Source organism: Nitratidesulfovibrio termitidis HI1 (genome assembly GCF_000504305.1).
Lineage (GTDB): Bacteria > Desulfobacterota > Desulfovibrionia > Desulfovibrionales > Desulfovibrionaceae > Cupidesulfovibrio > Cupidesulfovibrio termitidis.
In genome coordinates this window covers 3,269,716-3,294,994 of the sequence record NZ_KI632512.1, presented here as the reverse complement: position 1 = coordinate 3,294,994, position 25,279 = coordinate 3,269,716, and the positions used below count along the sequence as shown (strand labels likewise).

Genomic DNA, 25,279 nt, shown 5'->3' with positions numbered 1-25,279 from the left:
ATCAAGAAGCGTAGCCGCACGCAAAGCGGCGCCCCACCTGTGCAAGCGGCTTGACGAACCGGAAACACGCCGGAAACAGACGCCAGACAGAGCCGTGATGAAGATGAAGCAGGGACGGAAGCGGAGCGGAGGGGGACCGGGGCGAGACGAGGACAGGGGCAAGGGCCGAGTTGGTGACGGGAAAAGAGGATACCCAACCGGGTTGTCGCCCCAGCGGCATCATGGTGCAGACGGGAAAGATGCGGCTGCGGGACAGTGCAGGGCGAGGCCGGACGGGCGGGTGCACCCTACGTCGGCGGGCTATTCCGTACGGCACGCACCGGTAAGCGCCCGGTGCACGTTGACCACGAAGTCCTGCACGTTGGTGAGGATGGAGCGCGAGGTCAGCGAGCCACGGTCGGCCAGCTTGCCCGCCGCGAACTCCGAAATGTCCGCGATGAAGAAATGCACCGGGCGCAGGCTGCCCCCCGGTCCGGCCTGATACGAGGGGGTCATGTTGCCGGTGGCGATGGTATGCAGCGCGGTGGCAAGGGCCACCACGGTGGTTGCGCGGCGCACATGGGCGCGCATGGCGTCCTGCGCGGCGTACACATCGGCAATGACTTCCGGCAGGGGGCCGTCGTCGCGGATGGACCCGGCCAGCACGTAGGGCACACCGCGCGTTTCCAGCGCGTGCATCACCCCGTCGCGCACGCGAGCCGACTGCACGGCGGCGCGGATGGACCCGCAGCCCCGGATGGTGTTGATGGCGTCCAGATGGTGGTAGTGCCCGCGCGGGGCCTGCCGCTTGTCATACAGGCCCTGCCCCAGCGCGGTGCCGTACAGGGCGGCCTCCAGGTCGTGCGTGGCAAGGGCGTTGCCCGCCAGCAGCCCATGCACGTAGCCCGCGTCGATCAGCCCGGCAAAGGCGCGGCGGGCGTCGGCATCGAACACCACGGCAGGCCCGGCCACCCACACGATGTGGCCGTGCTCCCTGTCGTGGCGCAGCACTTCGTACAGTGTGTCGTAATCGAGCGAGAAGGATGTTTCGCGGCTGACGCCGGTACGGAAGGCGAACTTGTCGGCGGGGACGACGGGGGATGGCGAGGCGGATGATGCAGATGGGGTGGAATGGGCGGACGATTCGGACGGATCGGCGGCGCTTTCCGCCTGTTGACTGTCAGCTTGGGAAGCTGTCGGTTGCGAAGCGGCAGTCGTGGGGTCAGCCACGGGGCCAACCGTGCTGGCAGGCACGTTGGCCGGAGTCCACCCGGCCAGAAAATCCGGCAACTGGTCCAGCGGCCCAGCATGCACATAGATGCCGTCCTCGCCGTTTTCGCCCCGGCCCACCGCCACCAGATCGCCCTTTTTCAGCCGCCGGAACTCCACTACCTCCAGCGTGCCGTCCGGGTTCTTGCGGATGACGCAATCCATGCGCGATTCCGCAAGCAGCACCCACCGTCCCGGCTCCACCTGCACGAACTCCGGATAGATGGACGTGGCATGGTAGTTGTCAGGGGCTACGCCGTATGATGGAGAAGGCAAGAATTGCACGGCATTAAACATACATTACCAAACACACACAACATACATTATAAAAAACAAACCACACATACAAACGATATATACTATACATACCTAATAAATTAAGCATCACTGCGTTGCGTAAGCGCCAAATACGCACGATCTAACTGCCAAAAAAGCTCAAAAGACAAAACAAAAGCATCCTTGACTTCGCGCGTTTTAAATCTTTCGGGACGGCTATGAGCAAAATCATTCCTTTTACCCCGCACTTTATCTTTAAATTCATTCCCATTAGCATTTTTTTTAAACTTCGCGCCTGCCACCTCTCCAACAACATCCGATATAATTATTGACAACTTTGAAACCATTTTTTGCCACGACGCCTGCTCTATCACACTTATCAAACTAGATTTTATGCCATGTTGCAAAAGATATATCCGCAGCAAATTTTTCATACTCATTTCCAAACTTGTGAACATTTTGAATAATGATAAGTTCTCTTTGCCTCTAAACAAATCTTCCAGAGATTCGTATAACAACATCTTCCAAGCGCATTCTGTTTTCTCTTTAAGATACACCACGACATCACACAATATCTGTTCGCCCAGCCTATCGGTGTCTTGATAATGCGGGATCGTTGCAACAAAAAGTTTCTCTTCTTGTTGAAAAATTTTTTGCGGTCCCAAAAAATTCCCCTGATAGAAATCGCCAGGAGAAAAAGCAACAACCGACACATCATATCCTGCAGGCACATCCAAAACAATAACGTCTAGAGCACCTATCCTTAACTTTTCCGCAACGCACATTTCCTTGGGATGAAACACGCTAAGTATTCCAAACATACCTGACTGAATATGTCGCTTAAGCATGTCATATCTCGAAAATTCATGCCCTTTATCACGACACCGAAAAACATCTCCACTTTGAAATATATCGGCAGAAGAATACGAATAGCTCGCGCTATCCCCCAAACAAATAGGACACGCTCCCTTGCCCTGCTCGAATATGCTTCTATATGAAAACTTTTCCATAGCGTTCAACCCCAGCAGAAAAATTCACAGCGAACACCATCTCATATCGCGTCGCCACACCAATATTCAGCCTTCACTTTACCAGCACATCAGCCGTTATCTTTATAATAAACTCATGCATACAACTCCCCACCCACACAATCGTTGATGACCAACAACGGAAAGTCCTTCACGGTCAATTCACGTATGGCTTCCGGGCCAAGGTCATCGTAAGCGATGACGGTGGCGGCGGTGATGCATTGCGAAAGCAGCGCGCCCGCGCCGCCTGTAGCCCCCAGGTAGACGGCGGTATGTTCTTTCAGGGCGTCGCGCACTTCGGTGTTGCGGCGCCCTTTGCCGATGGTGGCCTTCAGCCCCAGCGCGTGCAGGCGCGGGGCGTAGCTGTCCATGCGGTAGCTGGTGGTGGGTCCGGCGGAGCCGATGGGCCGTCCGGGCGGGGCCGGACTGGGGCCAACGTAATAGATCACCGCGCCGCGCAGGTCGAAGGGCAGGTCTTCGCCCCGGTCCAGCGATTCGGCCAGGCGGCGGTGGGCGGCATCACGCGCGGTGTAGATGGTGCCGGACAGAAAGACCACGTCGCCGCTGCGCAGTTGCGCCACGGCCTCGTCGGTCAGGGGGGTGGTAAGGTGGTGGGTAGCCATATCTGATTCCTTGTATTTCCGTACATGTCCCGGAGCGGGACCGCAATGGGGCTATTGAGGATGGCGGTCGGTTGCGTGGGCGCACCGCGCACCGGGCTGGGATATGCGGGCATCCGCACTGTGCGCGGGGCCTGCGCCGGGCCGCTTCGCAACCCCGCGCCACCCGCTAACGGCAGAGCCCCAGCAGGGCCGCAGCTTACTCGCAGTTGCCCTGCAACCCTGCCGCAACATCATCGCAATCGGCCCACAACCGTGTTGCGCCTAGGCCACAGCAGGCCCGCAATGGTTGCGCAGCTTGCCGACCACTTGCCGGAAAGCGTCCGCCGGGTTGTTCTGTCCGCCTGATCCGTCCGCCTGTACCGTCCGCCTGTCCCGTCCGCCTGTCCCGCCCGGCGCACCGCCCGGCGCACCGCCCGGCCCGCAGCCCTTGCTACAATTCTATCTCGCCGTGCCGGGCCGAATGACACTGCACGTTCACGGCCAGCGGCAGGCTGGCCAGATGGCACGGGGCAAAGGCCATTTTCACGCCAAGGCAGGTGGTCTTGCCGCCAAGGCCCATGGGGCCGATGCCCAGTTCGTTGATGGCGGCCAGCAGTTCCGCTTCCTTGGCGGCCATGTCCGGGTCGGGGTGGATGTCCGTCAGCGGGCGCAGCAGCGCCTTCTTGGCCAGGATGGGCGCATAGTCGAAGGTGCCACCCACGCCCACGCCGATGATGGTGGGCGGGCAGGGATTCGGCCCCGCCTCGCGCACGCGCTGCACCACAAAGTCCTTGATGCCCTGCCACCCCTGCGCGGGGGCCAGCATGGTCACGCGCGACATGTTCTCGCTGCCGCCGCCCTTGGCCATGAAGGCAATGCGCAGCCGGTCGCCGGGCACAAGGTCCATGTGGATGACCGCCGGGGTGTTGTCGCCGGTGTTCTTGCGGGTCAGGGGGTCGCAGGCGGACTTGCGCAGAAAGCCCTCGGCATAGCCGATGCGCACGCCCTCGGTGATGGCCTCGCGCAGGGTCATGCCGTCCACGCGACAGTCCTCGCCAAGCTCCACGAAAAAGACGGCCAGCCCCGTGTCCTGACACAGCGGCAGGCCGGTGGTGGCCGCAAGGTCGGCGTTTTCCAGCAGTTGCCGGAACACCTCTTTGGCGACGTCGCTTTCCTCTGCCGCCTGCGCCTTGCAGAAGGCCCACCGCACATCCTTGGGCAGGTAGCGGTTGCACTCCACGCACAGCCGCGCCACTTCCTCCACAACTCGTGTCGCCGGTATGCGGCGCATGTTGGCTCCTTTGTCCGGTATGAACGGGAGAGAACCGGGGGATGGCCCCGCTCCTCCACAATTTCGATTCGGTTGCGGACGCAGCGTCCATGCGGCCCGATGAGTTGCCGCCGCACCACTCTAGCAAGCCTTGAGTGCCCACCGCAACACGGCAGCGCAGCCCCCCGGACGCCCGCGCCCGGTACGGGCCGGAACACCCGCAACGCAACACCGCAACCGCACAACAGCGTAAGCAGTGGCGGGTAAGCGCCCTTTCCCGCATCGCCTGACAGCGCCAACCGCCGAACGGATTGCGCCCGCCGCCGAAGATCGCCGCCGCGCATGCGGCGGAAGCTCCGGCGTAGCGGGCGCACCGGGAACAACGCTACGGACAGGGCACGCGCACGCGTGCGGCCAAGGCGGCGGGAGCATCGCGCGCATGGCATTCCCGCCGGGCAGATCACCCGAAGGCGCCCTGCGCCGCAGGGAAGCTGCCCGGCACGGGGAATGCGCGCATGAGGCCGGGGGATCGGGGGCGCAGCCCCCGAAGCGCGGGGGTTGGTAGGGGGGCCTCGCTAAGCGGCAGCCGTTGGCGCGCTTGCGCGCCTTACGGATGGCGACCGCAGCGCGTGCCCCCCTACCCCACGCCGGAGGCGGCCCAACTATGCCGAGCCGCACGCTCCGTAGTTACCTGGGGCTTCAGGCCATGCGTCGGCCCTATCCCTCTCTTTCCCTGTCCCACTACCCCCCGAACGGCAGCAGCTTTTTCAGCACGGTCAGGCCCATCTTGCGCCGCAGATACCCCAACTGGTTCTGCAACGGCAGGTGCTTGGGACAGACATCCTCGCAGGCCAGCAGGCCCATGCAGCCAAAGATGCCCTCGTCCGAACCGATGATCTCGTAGAAATCCGCGTCGGTGCGCTGGTCGCGCGGGTCGGCGGCAAAGCGCGCCACGCGGATGAACCCTGCCGGTGCCAAAAAGTCGGGCCGCAGGTTGGCGGTGCCGCAGGCGGCCACGCAACAGCCGCATTCGATGCACCGGTCCAGTTCGTAGATGGCGTTGGCCACCTCGTTTTCCATGCGCGCTTCCTGCGCGGCGGGGTCGAATTCCGCGCGGGTGTGAATCCACGATTCGGTGCGCTGGTACATGGCGCGGAACCATGTGCCCGTATCCACCGCAAGGTCGCCCACCAGCTTGAACACCGGCAGGGGCAACAGGGTGATGGTGTCGGGCAGGTCGCGCGTCTTGGTGTGGCAGGCAAGGCCGGGCCGCCCGTTGATGACCATGGCGCACGAGCCGCACACCCCGGCGCGGCAGCAGAAGTCGAACTTCAGCGAGGGGTCCTGTTCCTCGCGCAGGCGGTGCAGGGCGATGAACAGCGTCATGCTGTCCGTCTCGTCCAGCCGGTAGGTGTCCATGTGCGGCACGGACGCCGGGTCCTGCGGGTTGTGGCGGAAGATGTTGAAGGTCAGTGAGCGTTGCATGTGCGTGGTCCCCCTCAGGAAGCTGCCGGAATGATCTTGCCGCCGCCATACCCGCGATCACCGGGCGGCAACTCGACATAGCTGGTGGCCGGTTCGTACTCCAGGTGCGGCAAATCCGCCCCCGGACGCCACGAAGCCAGCGTGCGGTTCAGCCAGTCGCGGTCGTTGCGTTCCGGGAAGTCCTCCCGGGTGTGCGAGCCGCGGCTTTCGGTGCGCATCAGCGCGCCGTGGCATACGCACAGCGCCAGCCGCACCATGCCCGGCATGCGGATGGCCAGCGCCAGTTCCGCGTTGGCCCCCACCCCGTCGGAGGCAAGGCCGATGTGCTGCGCCCGCTCGTGCACTTCCTGCAGGGCCTGCACGCCCCACGTCAGGTCCGTGCCGTTGCGGAACACGTAGGCCGCCCGCTCGAGGATGTCGTACATGGCCTCGCGCACGGCGTAGACGCTTTCCTTGCCGTCCGCGCCGGAAACAATGCGCCTGATGCGCGCATCATCCCGCGCCGCCGCCTCGCGCACGTGTGCGGTGGAAAAGGCGGTGTCATACCCTTGCAGGAATTCCGCAATGTTGCGGCCCACGATACCGCCCGCCACCACGGTTTCCGCCAGCGAATTGCCGCCCAGCCGGTTGAAGCCGTGCAGGTCCCAGCAGGCGGATTCGCCCGCGCTGAACAGGCCCTTCAGGCCATAGGCCGCGCCGGTCTTGTCGGTGCGCACGCCGCCCATGGAATAGTGCTGGGTGGGCCGCACGGGGATGAGCTGATGCAACGGATCGATGCCCAGGAAGTTCTGGCAGATCTCGTCCACCTCGCGCAGCTTGGTGCGGATGTGCTGCTCGCCAAGGTGCCGGATGTCCAGCCACAGGTGCTCGCCGTAGGGACTTTGCACGCCCTTGCCGGTGCGCATGTGCTCGATCATGCGGCGCGAGACCACGTCGCGCGAGGCCAGTTCCGCCTTGTCCGGCTCGTAGTCGGGCATGAAGCGGTATTCGTCGCGGTCCAGCAGGGTGCCGCCGTCGCCACGGCAGCCTTCGGTGACCAGAATGTCGGTGGGCACGGTGCCCGTGGGGTGAAACTGCACGGCCTCCATGTTGCCGAGTTTCGCCACGCCGGTATCCAGCGCCAGCGACAGGCCGGTCCCTTCGCAGATGATGGCGTTGGTCGAGGCGCGGTAGATGCGCCCGTACCCGCCGGATGCCACCAGCGTGGCCCGCGCGAGGTAGGCACGCAGTTCGCCCGTGCGCAGGCAGCGCACGATGGCCCCGTGGCAGGTTTCGCCGTCGTGGATCAGGGAAACGGCTTCCGACCGGTCGTGCACGGTCACGCCAAGCTGCGCGGCGCGGTTGTCCATGGTGTACAGCACCGCGTGGCCCGCCCCGTCCGATGCGTAGCAGGTGCGCCACTTGGCCGTGCCGCCGAAGGCGCGCGAGTGGATCAGGCCGTGGTTTTCGGCCTTTTCGGTGGCGTCGAAGGGTTTGCCGCCCTTCCAGTAGGTATGCGTGCCCGCCACAACGCGGTTCCACGGCACCCCCCAGTGGGCCAGGCGGCGCATTTCGATGGGGGCCGCTTCCACGAACATGCGGGCCACTTCCTGGTCCGCGCCCCAGTCGGAGCCTTTCACGGTATCCAGAAAGTGCACGTCGGGGCTGTCGCCGTCGCCCATGATGGCATTGCCAAGGGCCGCCTGCATGCCGCCCTGCGCCGCCACGGAATGCGAACGCCGCGCGGGCACCAGCGAAAGACAGACCACGGAAAATCCCGCGCCCGCCACCTCTATGGCGCAGCGCTCTCCGGCAAGGCCCGCGCCTATGGTCAGAAGATCGGTATGGATGATCTGCATGGGTACGTGCCTCCTAGTCCAGCGACAGCAGTCGGAAACGCAGCAGGGTGAACAGCGACAGGCACAGGAACCCGGCAATCAGGTACAGGCCCTTGCGGGTGATGGCGGCACGATTCTCGCGGGTGATGACGCCCCACTTCACCCCGGCGCGCCACGCCCCGATGACCAGATGCAGCGCCAGAGCGGGCAGCACCAGCAGAAACACCCAGAACCAGCCGCCATGCTGCACGCGCACGGCGCTTTTCAGCGCCTGTACCGGCAGGTCGGTAAGCCCCGTCCAGATGTGGATGGTGATGAACACCGCAAGGATGAACGCGGTGACCACCTGCGCGACCCAGGCCCAGGTTTCCGGGTGGTGCAGCAGGCGCGCGTGGCGCCAGGCGGTGGCGGCCTGCGCGGCCTTGAAGGGAATCTTGCGGGCGGCCACCGTGGCGTGAACGCAGAACACGATGGCAATGCCGATGCCGCCCACGGTTTCCAGGTGCAGCGCGTCCATGACGGCGGACATCCCGTTCAGGGCGCCCGCGCCGAACAGCACGGTGGAAAGCAGCATCATGTGCATGCAGGCGAACAGCGCCAGCGCCGCCCCCGTGGCCATCTGCACCCAGTCGAGCCAGCCGTCGGCGCGGGATCGTGGCCGGGCCGGGGCGATGCAGTCCGTTTCCATTGAGCCTCCTTGCGAACCTGAGACGGTCAGGGCCGGGCAATGCCAACCAGAACGACAGAACTGGTCAAAGCTGGACAGCGCCGGGCAGATGGTGACGGCGGCGGGGCAGGAAAATCGGGATGATACAGGGCGCGCGGGACAGGCGGACAAGCGGCGAAGCGCGCACGGCCGGGTTGGAGAGCTTCCACTGCAATTCGGCGGATTGACTGCCCAACCACCCAATTTCCATACCTTTTCCTGTGCGCTGGACTATGGCCGACGCGCCCGTGCATGTCAAATCATGCGGGATGGATGGACGCACGGACATGTGCCGTGCGACATACCGGACACCGCCGCGCGCGGGGGGGGGTGCTTGCATTTCATGGCCGGTGCGGATAGGGGGAAAACTTCCCTGCGTCACCGGGCGGCACGGCCCGCCCCAATCGTTTCCGTTCGCCTCGGCCAGCAGCCCGCATGGCTGACACGTCTCCGAAGCGGCAGGAATGGCTGGCAGCCACGTCCCGGCGGCATATTGTCCTTGAGGGGGGCCTCAATGCGCGAAATACGCGAAGAACTCATCCGGCTGGCCCGTGAATCGGGCGTGCCCGTGCCGGTGGACGCCTCGGTGACCGAGGTGGTGCAACTGCTGGGCAGCGACACGCACCTGTCGACCGACCTGTGCGAAGCGCTGAACCACATCCTCGCCGGGCTCGGCGGGGTTGCCGTTCCCGCCGCCTGCAAATAGCGCACGCAAAAGGGGCATGCCCGTCGCCATCATGGCGGGCATGCCCCTTCATTTTTCGCGTGTGGTCCGCAACCTTGCGCCCATTGAATCGGTCGCACGGGTTGCACCCTACCGGTGCGCCCCGCGTGAGCCCGTCGCGCACGCCCGTGCGCCTGCGGGTCGGACGCCGTGCGCGCCAGCCGTCGGGCCACGGGCAGTTCCATCGCCAACCCCGCCGCCGCGCCCGCCCGCTACATGTCCACGTCCAGCGCCAGCCCCACCGGGCAGTGGTCCGACCCCATGACGTGCATGTCTATCCATGCGTCGCGCACCGCGCCGCGCAGTTCCTCGGACACGAAGAAATAGTCGATGCGCCAGCCCACGTTGCGTTCGCGGGCGCGGGTCTTGTACGACCACCACGAATAGGCGTGGGGCGTGTCGCCCTGCACCAGCCGGAAGGTGTCCACGTAGCCCGCCGCCGTGAAGCGGTCCATCCAGGCCCGTTCGATGGGCAGAAAGCCGGAGATGCCCTCGTTGTCCTTGGGTCGGGCAAGGTCGATGGGCCGGTGCGCGGTGTTGAAGTCGCCGCAGACCACGATGGGCTTGTGGCGGCGCAACTCTTCGGCGTGGTTCAGGAAGGCGTCGTAGAAGCCCAGCTTGTAGTTCAGGCGTTCTTCGCCCTGCCCGCCGTTGGGAAAGTAGATGTTGAAATAGTGGAAGGCCGGAAATTCCAGATGGATGCACCGGCCTTCGCCCTGCCAGGCGGGGTCGGGCATGTCCAGGTGCACGGCCAGCGGTTCCACCCGGCTGAACACGGCCACCCCGGAGTAGCCCTTCTTCACCCGCGAGGCCAGCCACCACGCCTTCCAGCCCTCCGGATCGCGGTGGGCGGCGGGCACCTGTTCCGGCTCGGCCTTGGTTTCCTGCAGGCCCACGATGTGGCCGTCGCACCCGGCGAACCAGTTCCATTCCGGCTTGCCGCTCAGGGCGCGGATGCCGTTGACGTTCCAGGAATACAGTTTGAGCAGCACGGGGCCTCCCTGTGTGCGGATGAACGCGGACAGACACGTGCGCGCATGCGGCACGGCCTGCACGAAAGGACGAACGGCACGAAAACGCAGCGGCCGCCCACGGCGGCCGGATGTCTGCGGATGCGCCCTCCCCCCTCTCCGGGGGGATGCGCGGCGGGCTATTCCGGCTGGCCGGGATCCGTCCCCGTGACCGGGCCAGCCCCCCCGTCGAAGCCGTGGCGCAGCCGCGCCGCATACTGCATGTCCACGCCCAGGATGTGGTCTTCGAACCACGACTTCAGGAAGTGGAACATCTCCAGCGGCAGCATGGGCGGGTGGGCGTCCTCGTCGAGGGCCAGCGTGAATTCGCGCACCCGCGAAAGAAACTTCAGGTGTTCGCCCTGATGAAAGGCCAGCAGTTCCGGGGCCACCTGGCGCACCACGGCTTCTTCGGCCGAAAAATGCGCGGCGGCATGGGCCTTCAGGCCGGACAGCACGGCACGCAGGCGGCTGCCGTCCTCCGGGCTGGCGGCGGCCTCGGCCATGTCGTTCAGCAGTTCGATGATGCGGACATGCTGGGCGTCCAGTTCGGGAACGCCCACGCTGAACCGGTTCGACCACTCCACATGACGCATGATGGCTCCTTGGATGCGTGGCGCGGGGCAAGAATCCTTCCCGCGTCCGGCCAGCATACACCGCGGAAGAGCCGCTGCGAAAGGGGGTTGGTCCCGAAAGCGCATGGGGGAAACACCCCCGGTGCCGGCACCTGCCGGGCATCCGCACCAGAACGGCGCGGGGCGGGGGCGGGCAAGCCCGACCTAGTGCCCCTTGGGTCCGAACATGGCGGGCACGTCCTCGCCCGGCACGGGGCGCGAGAACAGATAGCCCTGGCCGCCCTCGCACGAAAGTTCGGACAGCATGATGCGCTGTTCCTCTTCCTCCACGCCCTCGGCCACCACGTCCAGGCCAAGGCTGTGCGCCAGCGCCACCACGGCCTGCACGATCTTGAAATGCCCCGGCTCGCGGCACATGCGCGCCACGAAGCTCTGGTCCACCTTCAGGGTGTCGATGGGGAACTGTTGCAGGTAGCTGAGCGAGGAATACCCGGTGCCGAAGTCGTCGATGCACAGCCGCACGCCGATTTCCTTCAGCCTGCGCAACACCATGTTGGCGTAGTCCGGGTTTTCCATCAGCATGGTTTCGGTCACTTCCAGCTTCAGGCACCTGGCGGGCAGGCCCGTTTCACGCAGCACGGCGGCCACCTGTTCCACAAGGCCCGGCTGTGAAAGCTGCCGCGCCGAAAGGTTCACGTGCATGACCACGCCGCGCATGGAGGGCTGCTGTTCGCGCCAGGCGCCCAGGGCCCGGCACGCCTCTGCCAGCACCCAGCGCCCCACCTGGTGGATCTGCCCGGTGGATTCGGACACGGGAATGAATTCCGACGGCCCCACGATGCCCCGGTCCGGGTGGTTCCAGCGCACCAGCGCCTCGAACCCGGTCAGCTTGCGATCGTGCAGCGACATGATGGGCTGGTAGACCAGGAAGAATTCGTTGTTGTCCAGCGCCCTGTGCAGGTCGATTTCCAGTTGCATCAGGTTCATGGCCTGCTCGAGCATGGAAGGCTGGAACACCGCCATGCCGTCGCCGCCGTGTTCCTTCACGTGGTGCATGGCGATGTTGGCGTTGCGCAGCATCTCGTCGGCGTTGCCGCCGCCCCGGTTCATCACCACGCCCACGCTGGCGGAAATGCGGATCTGGCGGCCCGCCACCTCCAGCGGCGGCTCGATAGAGGCGCAGATGCGCCGCACCGTGATCAGGGCTTCTTCTTCAGAGCGCACCTCGTCCAGCAGCAGGATGAATTCGTCGCTGCCCAGGCGCGACACGGTGTCGATGGTGCGAGTGTTCTCGGCCAGACGGCGGGCCACCTCGCGCAGCACCTGGTCACCCGCGGCGTTGCCCATGGAATCGTTGACCACCTTGAAGCGGTCCAGGTCCAGGAAGGCCACGGCGCACACGTTGTCCGCCCCGCGCCGGGCGCGGTGCAGCGAACGGTCGATGCGGTCCAGGCACAGGGCGCGGTTGGGCAACCCGGTGAGCGGGTCGTGCCAGGCCTGGTGCTTCATCTGGGTAAGCATGATCTTGCGGTCGGTGACGTCGCGCCCGCTGAAGCGCACCCCCAGCGACGCGCCATCGGCGTCGTGCAGGCGGCGGCTGGTGCAGGCCAGCCAGCGTTCGCGACCGTCCTGGGTGCGCACGCGCACCTCCACCTCGACCATCTCCGCGCCGGACGCCACCATGTCGCGGTGCTTGCGCCACAGGGGCAGATCCTCGGGGTGCATGATGCCCTCGATGAACCGGGCGTTAGCGCGGAACGATTCCAGGGAATAGCCGGTGATGCGCTGGCAGGCGGGGGTGACGAACACCACCTTGCCGCTGGCGTCCTCCCAGCTTTCCCAGTCGGCCAGGTGATCGGCCAGCACGCGGAAGCTCTGTGCGGTGTCGCCCTCTGGCAGGTGGGACGGGGCATGCGGAAAGGGCACGGCGTGACGGGCGCGGGAGGGGGCGTCGTCATAGGGTGCAGGGGCGGGTGCAGGGGCGGTCGCGGGGTCCGGGGAAATCTGCGGCGAGGCATGGGGGGCGTGGCCGGAAGCCACGGCGGAAAGGGGCGCGGTGGGCGGGGGCAGATCGGGCAGGGGATCCCGCCCGGCATCATGCGGCGTGCCGCCGGGGCGCGGGGCGTGTTCGCCCACCGGGTCCGGCGCCTGGCCGTTCCCGGTGGCTGCGGCGTGCCACACGTTCTCCGCAGAGTCCTGTCCCTTCTGGTCGCTCACGCGGCATACCCCCTATGCCTTGCCAGCTTGCCGCGCGTGCCACGCGCGTGCGGCCCACCACGCGGGCGGCCGAAGGATAAGTGCTCGTCAACTCGTCTGTTCGACTTTTCGGCGGGGCCGCAACGGCCCGTCAGGTGGGCGTAATACAAGCCGCCGGAAATAACAACTCCCGCAACCGGTCGGGGCCGCGCCAGCCCTGCATCGCAACACCCCGATTTCGTGATATGTTCGCCACGGCTGCGGATCCGCCTTCACGGTTCGGACATGGCGATCCGGAATTTCCGGACGGTTTTCCGGTATCCGCCGCCCGCATTCCGGCAAAGGCCGCCGGGTTCCCAGGCCGGGGGCGCTGCGCTACACTGCGCGCCGGGCGACCACGCCCCATACCCCGCACGCTCCATCACCCACGTACGCCCCATCACCCGCGTACGTAAGGACCCGGCATGACGCCACCCACAACCCAGGCCGACCCGGCCAGCACCAACCCGGGCAACACGGCTGCGGACAACCCGGCCCTGGCCCGCAACGCCGCCACCGTGGCCGGGGCCACGCTGGTGTCGCGGGTGCTGGGCTACGCGCGCGATGCGCTGACCGCGCACATTCTGGGCGCGGGCGCCGGGGCCGACGCCTTCTTCGTGGCCTTCCGCCTGCCCAACCTCATGCGCCGCCTGCTGGGCGAAGGAGCGGTGTCGCTGGCCTTCACCCCCGCCTTCGTGCGCCTGCGCAAGCAGGAAGGCGATGCGCGGGCCTTCGCCTTCGGGCGCGGGGTGCTGCTGCGCGCACTGTTGCCGCTGGCCCTGCTGTGCCTTGCGGGCATGGCCCTGGCCCATCCCCTGGCCTTGCTGCTGGCCCCCGGCTTTGGCGCGCCCGGCAGCAGTCTGCCGGACGTGCCGCCGGGCGTGGCGGAACGGGCCGCGCACCTCCTGCGCATCTGCCTGCCATACGCGGTGGCCGCCACCTGCACCGCGCTGTGCGCGGGCATGCTGCACGCCCACGGGCGCTTTCTGCCCCCCGCGCTGGCCCCGGCGGTGCTCAATCTGGTCGTCATGGCCACGGGGGGGCTGGCCCTGGCCGGGTTCGGCGACGCGGCCACCCTGCTGGCCTGCGGCGTGCTGGCGGGCGGCGTTGCCCAGTTGGGCCTGCAACTGCCCGCACTGCACCGCCTGGGGCTGCGCTGGCGCGCCCCCCTGCCCCCCAGCGACCCGCAGGCGAGCGGCGCGGCCCGCGCCCTGCCCGCCGGGGTGTTCGGCGCATCCGCCCAGCAGCTCAACGTGCTGGCCTGCACCCTGCTGGCCTCGTTCCTGTCCGAAGGCAGCGTCACCGCGCTGTACTATGCGGAACGGCTGATGGAGTTCCCGCTGGGGGTCTTCGGCGTGGCCGTGGGCGTGGCAGCCCTGCCCGCCCTGTCAGGCTCTTCCGCCCCAGTCGGCCCGTCCTCTCCACCCGGCTCATTCGGCCCGTCCACCCCATTCGGCCCACCCGGCCCGTCCTCTCCACCCGGCCCACCCGGCACCGCGCACCCGCACGACGGCTTCCGCAGAATTCTGGGGGATGCCCTGCGTCTTTCCCTGTTCATCAGCCTGCCCTCGGCCCTGGGCCTCGCGGCCGTGGCCGCGCCGCTGGTGGCCCTGCTGTTCGGCCACGGGGCCTTCGGCCGTCAGGCCGTGGACGCCACCGTGGCCGCGTTGCTGGCCTATGCGCCGGGCATCCCCGCCTTCGCCGTCACCCGCCCGCTGCTGGCCGCCTGCAACGCCCGGCAGGCAACGGGCGCTCCGGTGGCGGCGGGGCTGGCGTCGGTGGTGGTGACGCTGGGCCTTGGCGCGCTGCTGCTGGGCCCGCTGGGGGTGGCCGGACCCGCCCTGGCCGCCAGTTGCGCGGCATGGGTCAACATGGCCTGCCTGGTCCTGGCCCTGCGGCGCGGCGGCGTCCATGTGGACCTGCACCCGCGCGCCGCCCTGCTGCACGGGGTGCTGGCCTGCGCGGCCTGCCTGCCCGCATGGTGGCTGGCGGGGGCAGGCGCCGACACGGCGTGGGCCGCACCGGTCCTGCATCCTGCCGCACGCCTGGCCCTGGGGGTGCCCCTGGCCGCCGTGCTGTACCTGGGCCTTTCGTTGTGCTGCCGCAGCAGGGACGCCCGCGCGCTGCTGCGCGTTGTGCGAAGCGGCAAAACAGGCTAGGCTCGCCGGTACGCCCGCCTTGCGCCCCGCCCCTTCGCGGCGGAGGACGCCAGCAGCACGGGGACGGCGCAACCGGCCCATCCCTGGCAGCCTCTCCTTGCGCATACGGAGAGGGCGCACACAAATGGCACGCACAAGGGACGCCGCATGCCCCACAAGGCTCCACGCCATCTGCTCACCGGCATCCAGACCCGGCTCGGCCTGCTGATCACGCTGGTCACCACCGTCATGCTGGTGGTGTTCATGGTCATGGACTACACCGCCGCCAGCGGCAAACTGCACCGCGACATAGAAGACTTCGCGCGGCGTCAGGCCGTGCGCGTGGCGCGCCAGCTTCAGGTGCCCGCGTGGAACCTGGACGCCGTGTCCATTGCCGCCGTCATCGCGGCGGAAATGGAAGACCAGCGGGTGTACGCGGTGGCCCTGTTCGAGCGCGACGGCACCACCCTGCTCGGCGGCATGCAGCGCGACGGCGACTGGCGCCCCGTACCGTGGAGCGGCGCCATCAACGGCACCATCAACGGCACCACCAACGGTGACTCCGGGGGCGACTCTCTGAGCGACTTCATCACCGAGCGCGAGGTGCTGGCCCACCTGGGTGAAGAGATCGGCAGCGTGGTGGTGATGGTTTCGCCGCGCGGCATCAACGACGCCCTGTCCGCCATGGTGCGCGAAAGCGCCGTGCGGGTGACCCTGGTGGGGGTCGTGCTGGTGGTGCTGATCATCCTCATCCTGCGGCGCACGGTGGTGGTGCCCGTGGCCGGGCTGGCCCTGGTGGCCCGCAAGGTGGCCGAGGAACGCAACTACGCCCTGCGCGCCGCCCGGCATGGCCGCGACGAGATCGGTCGGCTGGTGGACGCCTTCAATACCATGCTCGAACAGGTGGAGCGCCACGAACGCCAGCTGACCGTGCAGCAGGGCGAACTGGAACGCATGGTGCGCGAACGCACCACGGCGCTGGACACCGCCCAGGCCCGCGTGGAACGCGCCAGCCGCGCCAAGAGCGAATTCCTGGCCGGGGTCACCCACGAACTGCGCACCCCCATGAATGCCGTCATCGGCATGGTGGACATCACCCTTGGCACCGACCTTGCCCCCAAGCAGCGGGAATACCTGAACCTGGTCCGTTCCTCGGCGCGTTCGCTGCTGGGCGTGGTGAACGGCGTGCTGGACTTTTCCAAGCTGGAGGCCGGGCGGCTTACCCTGGAATCCATCCCCTTCCGCACCCGCGACCTGCTGGAAGAAGTCACCGACCTGTTCCACGACCGGCTGGCCGTCAAGGACATCGAACTGGTGGTGGACATCGACACCGGCGTCCCCCCGGTGCTGGTGGGCGACCCGTTGCGGCTGCGGCAGATACTGATAAATCTGGCCGCCAACGCCTTCAAGTTCACGGAACGGGGCGAGGTGGTCATCCGCGTGGGGCTGGCCGACGCGAGGCCAGTCACGCGAGGGGACGCGGATGCCGGGACGGAACACGCTCCGGAAGCAGCGACGAACGGCGCAACGGACGGCACAACGGACCTCGCACGGTTCGCTGTCCCGCACGGCGTCGGCGTGCAACTGGCCTTCTCGGTGCGCGATACGGGCATCGGCATCGCGCCGGAGGCACGCGAGCGGCTGTTCGAATCGTACAGCCAGGCGGATGTTTCGGTATCGCGCCGCTTCGGCGGCACGGGCCTTGGGCTGTCCATAGTGCGTGCACTGGTGCAACTCATGGGCGGCGACGTGGGCGTGGAGAGCGAGCCAGGCCGGGGCAGCACCTTCCGCTTCACCGCCCGGTTCGGGCTGCCGCAGGAACAGGAAGCCCCCACCCCGCCTCCGCCGCAACTGGCGGGAAAGCTGGCGCTGGTGGCCGAGGCCAACCCCGCCTGCGCGCGCGTGCTGGCCAGGCTGCTGGCGCAACTGGGGGTGCGCTGCCAGGTGGCGCCCGACGTGGCGGCCCTGCGCACGGGGCTGCACAACGGCCCGACGCCGGTCATCGCCCCTGAGCATGTGACGGACCACATGGCCGGGCAGATGGATACCAAGGCGACGGACCACGCCGGGTCCGCCCCGCGCGGCGGGCAGGATGCCCACACCACGCCGACCGCCTGGGACTTCGTGCTCTGCGGCCTGTATCTGCCGGTGATCGGCTCCACCAACGAAGGACCGTCCGTTCCCCTTGCCGCACCGGAATGCGCCAGCGAGCAGGGGGACATCCCCAGTGCCTGCGCGGCCTCCACCATTCTGATGCACCTGCGCGAGGAAGGGGTGGCCGTGCCGCCGCTGCTGGTGGCCGCGGCCATGGGCCGCGAGCCGGATGCGGAAACCGCCGCCCGCCTCGGTGTGCTGGCGGTGCTGATCAAGCCGGTGAAACTGAACGCCCTGCGCGAGGCGGCCCTGCGCGCCGTCAGCCCCGAGGCGGCAAGATGCGCCGCAACGGGTGCGCGGGACTGCCCGAGGCCCGCCGCCGTGCTGCCTGCCGCCGCGTCCCGGAACATCGGCGCCGGTGCCGCCACCCTCCATAGGCCCGCCATCGGTTCTCCCGCCGCCCCCCCGGCAAAGGCGGCCCCCAACAAGAGCGCCCCGGCCCGGTCAGACCTTTCCGACCCGGCCCTGCACGGGGCGCGCATACTGCTGGTGGACGACAACGCCATCAACCGCGCCGTGGCCACGGAAATGCTGCTTGCCGCCGGTATGGCGGTGGAAGCGGTCCCCTCGGGCGAGGCGGCGCTGGACACCCTGGCCCGCAACGTCCGCCCCACTGGCGTGGCGGATGCGACGGATGTGACGGATGCGACGGATGTGACGGACGCGCGGGATGTTTCCTTCGACGCCGTGCTGCTGGATATCCAGATGCCGGGCATGGACGGCTATCAGACCGCTGCGGCCATCCGGGCGCGCAACGCCTCCGGCGGCCTGCGGTTGCGCCCCGGCGCGCCGGTCATCGCCTTTACCGCGCGGGTGGAGGGCGAGGACGAGGAGGCCCTGCACCTGGCGGGCATTGTCGGCAGGCTGGCCAAGCCCGTGGAGCGTCAGGAACTTCTGGCAACCCTGCGCCGCCACCTGCCCGCCAGGCCAGCTGCGGACGCGACGGAACCGAAAGAGGGAGCGGAATCAGCGGATGTCGGCACTGCCCGCCCCGCACTGGCGCCACCCCAGCCGCAGACCGCCAACGGCAAGCCCGCCACGGGCCACCGCCCCGCGCCGGAAGATCTGCCCCCTTCGCTGCCGGGGCTGGACGTGACCAGCGGCGTGCGCCGCATGAACGGCAAGGCCTGGCTGTACCTGCGGGTGCTGGGCAGCTTTGTGGCGGCCTATTCCGGCGCGGGCGAGGAAGTGCGCGCTCTGGTGGCCGCCGCCGCGAAACGGCCTGATCCTGTCGGGCCGGATGCCACCGCCGCCGCATGGCGCGCCCTGTCCGAACGCGCCCATGCCATGGCGGGCGCGGCGGGCAGCATATCCGCCAACGAGGTGCACGAGGCGGCCCGCGCCCTGGAACATCTGGGCCTGCTGCTGGCGGGCGACCTGCCCTCGGGCGGGGAGAATGAAACGGATACGGCCAGCGCACGGCATGCGACCGTGCCGTCGGTAAATGACCTTGTGGAACGCTTTGACGCGGCGGTGCGCACCACCTGCCGCAGCATCCACACCCTGTTGGACACCCACGGCGGCTGACGGGGCAACGGACAACAGTCGCCATCCCGGCGCAGCGTCCGGAAGGGCGCAACGACCACACGCCGGACCGTCACCGTCAGGTACAAATTTCATGAAGGAAAACGGCGGGCCACGCCGCACGCCAGCGGTTGCCCCCATCGGCGGGGTTCCGTTCCGGGGCCGGTAGAGGTATGGTCCGCCCGACATGCGCAAGGAAAATTCCGACCATCAGCACCGGCACACGCCGGGCATCGCACCCCGCCGCGCAGCGCCGGGTTCCGGAAAAAGAAAAGCCCCGCTAACGCGGGGCACGGAATCAATGGGGCGAATGATGGGACTTGAACCCACGGCCACCTGGGCCACAACCAGGTGCTCTGCCAACTGAGCTACATCCGCCGTAAGAGAGAGCGCATATACACCCGGCGTCGGGACCGGTCAAGAGGCAATCGCCCCCTTTCGCCGCCAGTTGCCGTTTTCCGATCATGCATGCCGCCGCATCGGGACAGCCCGGCGCAGTGCCGCCAAAGCCATCACCCGCGCGGAACATATCCGCCGCGACTACACGTAAAGGATACCCACGACCACATGGACAAGCTCGTCATCCAAGGCGGCGTGCCCCTGCGCGGCGCCATCGCCGTCAGCGGTTCCAAGAACGCCGCCCTGCCCATCCTGATGGCCTCGATCCTGGCCGAAGAACCCATCACCTACACCAACGTGCCGCGCCTGCGCGACATCTTCACCACCAACAAGCTGCTGGCCATTCTGGGCTGCCCGGCGGAATTCGACGGCCATACCGTTACCGTCACCCCGTGCGACCTGAAGCCGGAAGCGCCCTACGACCTGGTGAAGACCATGCGCGCCTCGGTGCTGTGCCTTGGCCCGCTGCTGGCACGCCTGGGCGAGGCCCGCGTGGCCCTGCCCGGCGGCTGCGCCATCGGCGCGCGCCCCGTGGACCTGCACCTGACCGCGCTGGAAAAGATGGGCGCCACCTTCGACCTGGAATCCGGCTACATCCAGGGCCATTGCAAAAAGCTGCACGGCGCGCACATCCACTTCGACTTCCCCACCGTGGGCGGCACCGAAAACCTGCTCATGGCCGCCACCCTGGCCGAGGGCGAGACCATACTGGAAAACGTTGCCCGCGAGCCGGAAGTGGTGGACCTGGCCAACTTCCTCATCGCCTGCGGGGCCAGGATCGAGGGGCACGGCTCCGGCATCATCAAGGTGCAGGGCGTGCCGCGTCTTGGCGGGTGCGAATACCGCATCATGCCCGACCGCATCGAGGCGGGCACCTTCATGGTGGCGGCGGGCATCACCGGCGGCGACCTGCTGCTGACCGACTGCCCCTTCGAGGAACTGGAGGCGGTCATCGCCAAACTGCGCGACATGGGGCTGATCATCGAGCGCGAAGGCGCCCGCGACGTGCGCGTGACCCACAACGGCCACCTGCGCGCCCGCGACGTGACCACCCGGCCCTACCCCGGCTTTCCCACCGACATGCAGGCCCAGATCATGGCGCTGATGACCATTGCCAGCGGCGCGGGCGTGGTGGAGGAAACCATTTTCGAAAACCGCTTCATGCACGTGCCGGAACTGGTGCGCATGGGTGCGGACGTAAAACTGTCCGGCCACTCCGCCATGGTGCGCGGCGTGCAGAAGCTCATCGGCGCGCCGGTCATGGCGTCCGACCTGCGGGCCAGCGCATCGCTGGTGCTGGCGGGCCTTGCCGCGCACGGCGAAACCCACGTCCAGCGCATCTACCATCTGGACCGCGGGTATGAGCGCATCGAGGAAAAGCTGAACGCCGTGGGCGCGCGCATCACGCGTATGCCGGAATAGCCGACGCCTTTCGGGCGGGCCCGCCACGCGGCGCGGCCCGCTTTTTTTCACCCGGAAAAGCCAGGCACCGCCAGTCCCATGTACCAGCCATCTTCGCAGCCACAGCCCCCTTTGGCGTCACCATTGACGCCACCACCGCTGCCGCCGCTGCTGTTTCGGCAGGCCTGCCTGCTGGCGGCGCTGGCCGGGCTGGCCGCACTGCCGCCACGGGGTGAACCTGTTTGGGCCGCCACGGCGGCGGCGCTGCTGTGGCTGGGCATGGGCGCGCGGGCGCGTGGGCTGGCGCGCGTGGCCGTGTACACGCTGTGCTTCTGCGCGGGGCTGGGCGCGGCATGGCTGCGTGAACCCGGCCCGCCGCCGCCAACGCCCGCCTGGGCCGACACCGGCCGCCCGGTGCGCTTCAGCGGCACGGTGGCGGAATGCACCCCCACCACCGACGGGCGCATCCGCCTGCTGTTGCGGGATGTGCGACCGGAGGCCGCACCTCAAGCGAGCGGAACTGGCGGACAGGCCGCGTCGGGCGCGACACCGGGCACAATGCCGCCCGCCACGGAATCCCCCGCCCCAACGGAATTGATGGAGCAGCAGGCCCTGCCGAGGCTGCTGGCCCTGTCATGGCAGAATCCACCCCTGCGTCCCGCACCCGGCACCCGCCTGACCGTCACCGCCGCCGTGGCCCCCATGCGCGGACTGGCCAACCCCGGCGGCGACGACAGCGCAGCCTTCTGGGCCTCGCGCGATGTGCGCTTCCGCGCCTGGACCACCCACGCCAAGGGCGTTCCCCGCGTGGAGGGCGCACCACCCGCAGGATGGACCTTCCGCGAGAACCTGCGCACCGCCATGCTGCGGGCCATTGCCCTGCACGGCGCGCCGGAGCAGGGGCCACCGGACGCCAGAAGCGGCGATGCAGCGGTAGCTGCCACGGAAACTCCCGCAAAAAAGAGCACCGGAGCAAAGCCCCGCCGCAAGGCCGAGGCAGACGCGTCCGGACAGGAGGCGTCCGAATCGGGCGGGGCCGCGGCGGAATCCCCCGCTGTCGCCATGTTCGACACCGCCCCGGAACCGCCCACCCCGGCGGGCGCCTTTCTGCCCGCACTGGTGCTGGGTGACCGCTTTCATCTGGACAGCCGCGACCTGGACCTTGTGGCCCGCGCCTCGCTGATCCACGCCATCGCCCTGTCGGGCATGCACCTGTGCGCCGCCGCCGCGCTGGGCGCCGCAGTGGCCCTGCTGGCCGGGCGCATCGCCCCCGGCGTGTACCTGCGCATTCCTCGCCGCAAACTGGCCCTGGCCTGCTCGCTGCCGCCCGCGTTGGCCTACGTCTGGCTGGGCGGCGCGCCGCCCTCGCTGGTGCGCGCGGCGCTGATGCTGGTGTTCTGGGCGTGGCTGTACTGGCGGGGCAGGCCGCAGGTGCTGCTGGACGGCCTGCTGTGGGCGGTGTGCGTCATCGTGCTGTTCGACCCCGGCGCGGCGGACGACCTGTCGTTGCAGCTATCCGCCTGCGCGGTGGCGGGCATTGCCCTGGCCAAGCCCCTGGCCGCCCTGCTGCCCCGACGACTGCGCGAGTTGGGGGGATTGAAGGAAACGGACGACAACAGCGGAGACAGCGGCCACGGTGGGAGTGACGGCAGGGGTGGCGGCTGGGGGGATATCGGAGGAGGCCCCGGGAGCAGCGCGTCGGCTCCGGCGGCCCGCACTTCACGGACTGCAACCACATGGCGCTCCCGCCTTGTGGTGTACACCGTGCGCACCCTGTGGGTGACCCTGTGCATCCAGCTGATCCTGCTGCCCCTGTCCGCACGCGTCTTCGGCACGTCCAGCCCGTGGTTCGCCCTGAACCTGCTGTTCCTTCCGCTCATCGACGGCATATCCCTGCCGTTGGGCCTTGCAGGCATGGCCGTGGCCCCGGCGGCGCCGGACGTGGCCGGATGGCTGCTGCTGGTGGCCCGCTGGCCGTTCGACCTGTTGCTGATTGCGCTGCGCTGGCTGGACGGCGCGGGACTGCTGGGCAATCCCCAACTGCTGCGCCCCCATCCTGCCGCCATGCTGGGGCTGTGGGTGCTGCTGGGCGCGGCGGTGCTGCATGTATCTGACCGTGCGTCGGAACAGGCCTCCGGGCACGGGCCGGGCAGACCGGATAGGCCAGGCAGGCCGGACAGATCGGACAGACCGGCCAGATCGGACAGATCGGACAGACCGGACAGGCGCGCCGCCCTGTTGCTGGCCGGCGGGATGCTGCTGGTGCTGGGGCCGGTGTGGCCGCGCCTTACCGCCGCCACGGACCCTGCCGTGCAACTGGCCGTGCTGGACGTGGGGCAGGGGCAGTCCGTGGCGCTGGACTGGGGCGCGGGCCGCATGCTGGTGGACGGCGGGGGCACGGCCTCGCGCTCGTGGGACACGGGCCGCCGCGTGGTGGCACCGGCGCTTACCGACAACCGTCCGCCCCGGCTGGACGCGGTGGTCTGGTCGCACCCGGACCGGGATCACTTGCGGGGACTTCTGTACATCATCGACACCTTTGCCGTACGCCGGGTGGCGGGCAACGGAGACCCGCCCCACGGCGAGGACGGCGCGCGGCTGGCCGCCATCCTGCGCCACACCGAACTGGCCGGGCCAAACGGACGGGGCGAGGAGCGCTGGCATGCCGGGCAGCTCATTCCCCTTGCCGACGGGCTGGAACTGGAAGTGCTGCATCCGCCCCTGCCGGAGGCGGCAGGCCCCGCCTTTGACGGCAACGACGCCTCGCTGGTGCTGCGCCTGACGGCGCGTGACAGCCAAAAGGAGCCGGGTGAGCCGAATGGACAGGACGGGTCGAATGGGCAAGGTGAACAGGACGGGAGAGGTGCGCGGCGGGGCCTGGCGCTGATCCCCGGCGATGCGGGCGACCCGGCCATTCGCGCCCTGCTGGATACGGGCGTGGACCTCTCTGCGGAGGTGCTGGTGCTGCCTCACCACGGCGGCAGGCGCAAGCTGCTGCCGCAACTGCTGGATGCGGTGCGTCCCTCCGTGGCCCTGGCCAGCGCGGGCTATCGCAACCGCTGGGGCTTTCCCGTGGCGGACACCCGCGCCGCGTTGGCGGCACGGAACATCCCCCTGCTGGTGACGGCGGAATCGGGCCAGCTACAGGCCCGATGGAACGCGGAAGGGACGAAGGGAGCAGCAAGCGTAAACGGCGCGGGCCGAACGCGCGCATGGCCCGGCCCCGCCACCATCAATACCGCCCGCGACAAAGACGGCAACGACGCGGACGGCGGGCAGTAGCGCCGGGCGAGCGGGCGGGCTTGACGGACATGCCTCTCCCCCCTACGCAAAACATGCCGAAAGTGCGGGGTCGGAATGTGGCTTCGATTCCCCCGCACCGGGTGGCTGCGCGGCCACATCGCGCAATGCCGTCCACTCTCTGCCCGGCACGCCCTTTGCCCCGCCCCTGTCCCCCTCCGGTTATTTCAACTTCTGGCAACGCTCGCAGAACACCGTGGTGCGCCCGGCCACCTTGGCCGTGGTCAGGGTGCGCCCGCAGGCCACGCACGGCTGGCCGGTCCTGCCGTACACCCGGAAACGGTTCTGGAAGGCCCCGGCATCGCCGTGGGCATCACGATAATCGCGGATGGAACTGCCGCATTCGGCGATGGATTCGCGCAGCACATCCACCAGATGGCCGTGCAGCACGCGCAGCCGATCGGGCGAAAGCTCCCCGGCCTGCGCATCAGGGCGGATGGACGCCCTGAACAGCGATTCGTCGGCGTAGATGTTGCCGATGCCCGCAATGACCGTCTGGTCCAGCAACAACGCCTTGATGCGCCCCCGCCGCCCCCGGAACAACGCCACGAAGTCCGGCCCGGCAATTTCCAGCGGTTCCGGCCCCAGCGAGCGCCAGAAGTCCCAAGTGGTCATGTCGGCGTCGGACAGGGCGCGCACATAGCCGAACTTGCGCGCATCGTCGAAGAACAGCCGGTTGCCGTCGTCCAGCCCGAACACCACGCGGGTGTGCGCGTTGGGCGCAACCTCCGGCCCGTAGACAAAGAGTCGCCCGGTCATCTTCAGATGCACGCCCAGCAGATGCGGCACGCGGTTGCCGCCCAATCCGCCCGTACCGCCTGACGTGCCCACCTCGCAAGATCCGGCCACCTTGCCCGCCGCATCGCCGCAGGCCATCAGGTCGGCAGCGTCGGGCCGCGCTCCGGACGGGACTTCGGACGAAGCAGCTGCCCCTGCCCCGACGGCTCCACTGGCCCCACCGTCCGGCGGGGCCAGTTCCATCAGCAACAACTTGCCGCGCCGCCCCACACCAGAAATGACGCGCCCCGGCACGCACCGGGCAAACGCCGCCGCATCGCCCTGTACGGTCCCTTCGTTGCGCACAGAAACGGACACGATGCGCCGCCCCGTCAACTGGGGCCGCAAACCGCAGGCAATGGTCTCCACCTCTGGCAACTCAGGCATGGGCAACTCCGCGTGACTGACGTGCGATGAATGAAAAACGCCGCATCGGCACACCATAGGCACGCCGACGCGGCCTGTCAGCAAGCCCGCGCATGATGGGGCGGAATTGGCGGGGGAACAGGGAAGGCAGCACCGCACCGCGTGGCACCGCGCGCGAGGGCATTTGTCCCGCCGTCATCGTCTTTCCGATCCAAGGCGCGACCCGGCGTTTGCCGCGGATTTC

General features: G+C 68.1%; 16 protein-coding genes and 1 tRNA gene. 5 read left to right on the top strand and 12 right to left on the bottom strand.

From position 1 onward, the window contains the following. Positions 1 to 300 precede the first annotated feature (300 nt). From DESTE_RS13155 to DESTE_RS13130, 7 genes are all read right to left on the bottom strand, one after another. Positions 301 to 1,545, bottom strand: a complete 1,245-nt coding sequence (locus DESTE_RS13155; RefSeq protein ID WP_035068106.1) for an ornithine cyclodeaminase family domain — start codon at positions 1,543 to 1,545, stop codon at positions 301 to 303. Between the two features lie 80 nt (positions 1,546 to 1,625). Next, complete coding sequence (locus DESTE_RS18080) at positions 1,626 to 2,534, bottom strand: hypothetical protein (RefSeq protein WP_156925363.1); 909 nt, start codon at positions 2,532 to 2,534, stop codon at positions 1,626 to 1,628. A gap of 113 nt (positions 2,535 to 2,647) precedes the next feature. Further along, positions 2,648 to 3,175 carry a Fe-S-containing hydro-lyase gene (locus DESTE_RS13150; protein ID WP_035068105.1) on the bottom strand — a complete coding sequence of 176 codons (528 nt, stop codon included), beginning with the start codon at positions 3,173 to 3,175 and terminating at the stop codon, positions 2,648 to 2,650. 430 nt (positions 3,176 to 3,605) lie between these two features. Then, the gene (locus DESTE_RS13145) at positions 3,606 to 4,445 is read right to left on the bottom strand and encodes a fumarate hydratase (protein WP_035068104.1); all 840 of its coding nucleotides are present in this window, start codon (positions 4,443 to 4,445) and stop codon (positions 3,606 to 3,608) included. A 720-nt stretch (positions 4,446 to 5,165) separates the two neighbouring features. Then, a complete protein-coding gene (locus DESTE_RS13140; RefSeq protein ID WP_035068102.1) occupies positions 5,166 to 5,909 on the bottom strand; it encodes a fumarate reductase iron-sulfur subunit in 744 nt (247 codons plus the stop codon). Positions 5,910 to 5,923: 14 nt separating this feature from the next. Beyond that, positions 5,924 to 7,747 (bottom strand): fumarate reductase flavoprotein subunit, encoded by a 1,824-nt coding sequence (locus DESTE_RS13135; RefSeq protein WP_035068101.1) that lies wholly within the window; start codon positions 7,745 to 7,747, stop codon positions 5,924 to 5,926. A gap of 13 nt (positions 7,748 to 7,760) precedes the next feature. Beyond that, positions 7,761 to 8,414: a succinate dehydrogenase/fumarate reductase transmembrane subunit gene (locus tag DESTE_RS13130; RefSeq protein ID WP_035068100.1), complete on the bottom strand. Its 654-nt coding sequence runs from the start codon at positions 8,412 to 8,414 to the stop codon at positions 7,761 to 7,763. A 532-nt stretch (positions 8,415 to 8,946) separates the two neighbouring features. Between DESTE_RS13130 and DESTE_RS13125 the strand changes: the two genes are divergently transcribed. After that, positions 8,947 to 9,138 (top strand): hypothetical protein, encoded by a 192-nt coding sequence (locus DESTE_RS13125; RefSeq protein WP_035068099.1) that lies wholly within the window; start codon positions 8,947 to 8,949, stop codon positions 9,136 to 9,138. Between the two features lie 230 nt (positions 9,139 to 9,368). Here the strand turns inward: DESTE_RS13125 and DESTE_RS13120 are convergent, their stop codons facing one another. The 3 genes from DESTE_RS13120 to DESTE_RS13110 form a co-directional block, all read right to left on the bottom strand. After that, positions 9,369 to 10,148: an exodeoxyribonuclease III gene (locus DESTE_RS13120; RefSeq protein WP_035068098.1), complete on the bottom strand. Its 780-nt coding sequence runs from the start codon at positions 10,146 to 10,148 to the stop codon at positions 9,369 to 9,371. A 158-nt stretch (positions 10,149 to 10,306) separates the two neighbouring features. Further along, positions 10,307 to 10,762 (bottom strand): bacteriohemerythrin, encoded by a 456-nt coding sequence (locus DESTE_RS13115; RefSeq protein WP_035068097.1) that lies wholly within the window; start codon positions 10,760 to 10,762, stop codon positions 10,307 to 10,309. Between the two features lie 183 nt (positions 10,763 to 10,945). Then, positions 10,946 to 12,958, bottom strand: coding sequence for a putative bifunctional diguanylate cyclase/phosphodiesterase (locus DESTE_RS13110; RefSeq protein ID WP_035068095.1), 2,013 nt, complete (start codon positions 12,956 to 12,958; stop codon positions 10,946 to 10,948). Positions 12,959 to 13,401: 443 nt separating this feature from the next. On the opposite strand from DESTE_RS13110, the gene murJ reads away from it, so the two are divergent. Both murJ and DESTE_RS13100 read left to right on the top strand, forming a co-directional pair. Continuing rightward, positions 13,402 to 15,135 carry a murein biosynthesis integral membrane protein MurJ gene (gene murJ / locus DESTE_RS13105; RefSeq protein ID WP_051384463.1) on the top strand — a complete coding sequence of 578 codons (1,734 nt, stop codon included), beginning with the start codon at positions 13,402 to 13,404 and terminating at the stop codon, positions 15,133 to 15,135. Positions 15,136 to 15,282: 147 nt separating this feature from the next. Then, on the top strand, positions 15,283 to 18,795 hold the full coding sequence (locus DESTE_RS13100; RefSeq protein WP_035068094.1) for a hybrid sensor histidine kinase/response regulator: 3,513 nt from the start codon (positions 15,283 to 15,285) through the stop codon (positions 18,793 to 18,795). Between the two features lie 299 nt (positions 18,796 to 19,094). Here the strand turns inward: DESTE_RS13100 and DESTE_RS13095 are convergent. Next, positions 19,095 to 19,170: transfer RNA gene (locus DESTE_RS13095), tRNA-His, on the bottom strand. Positions 19,171 to 19,359: 189 nt separating this feature from the next. On the opposite strand from DESTE_RS13095, the gene murA reads away from it, so the two are divergent. Further along, entirely contained in the window at positions 19,360 to 20,613 is a 1,254-nt protein-coding gene (murA, locus tag DESTE_RS13090) for a UDP-N-acetylglucosamine 1-carboxyvinyltransferase (RefSeq protein WP_035068093.1), read from the top strand. A gap of 123 nt (positions 20,614 to 20,736) precedes the next feature. Next, complete coding sequence (locus DESTE_RS13085; RefSeq protein ID WP_245590847.1) at positions 20,737 to 23,874, top strand: ComEC/Rec2 family competence protein; 3,138 nt, start codon at positions 20,737 to 20,739, stop codon at positions 23,872 to 23,874. 180 nt (positions 23,875 to 24,054) lie between these two features. Here DESTE_RS13085 and mutM read toward each other — a convergent pair whose 3' ends face one another. Then, positions 24,055 to 25,056, bottom strand: coding sequence for a bifunctional DNA-formamidopyrimidine glycosylase/DNA-(apurinic or apyrimidinic site) lyase (mutM, locus tag DESTE_RS13080; RefSeq protein WP_035068091.1), 1,002 nt, complete (start codon positions 25,054 to 25,056; stop codon positions 24,055 to 24,057). Between the last annotated feature and the right edge of the window lie 223 nt (positions 25,057 to 25,279).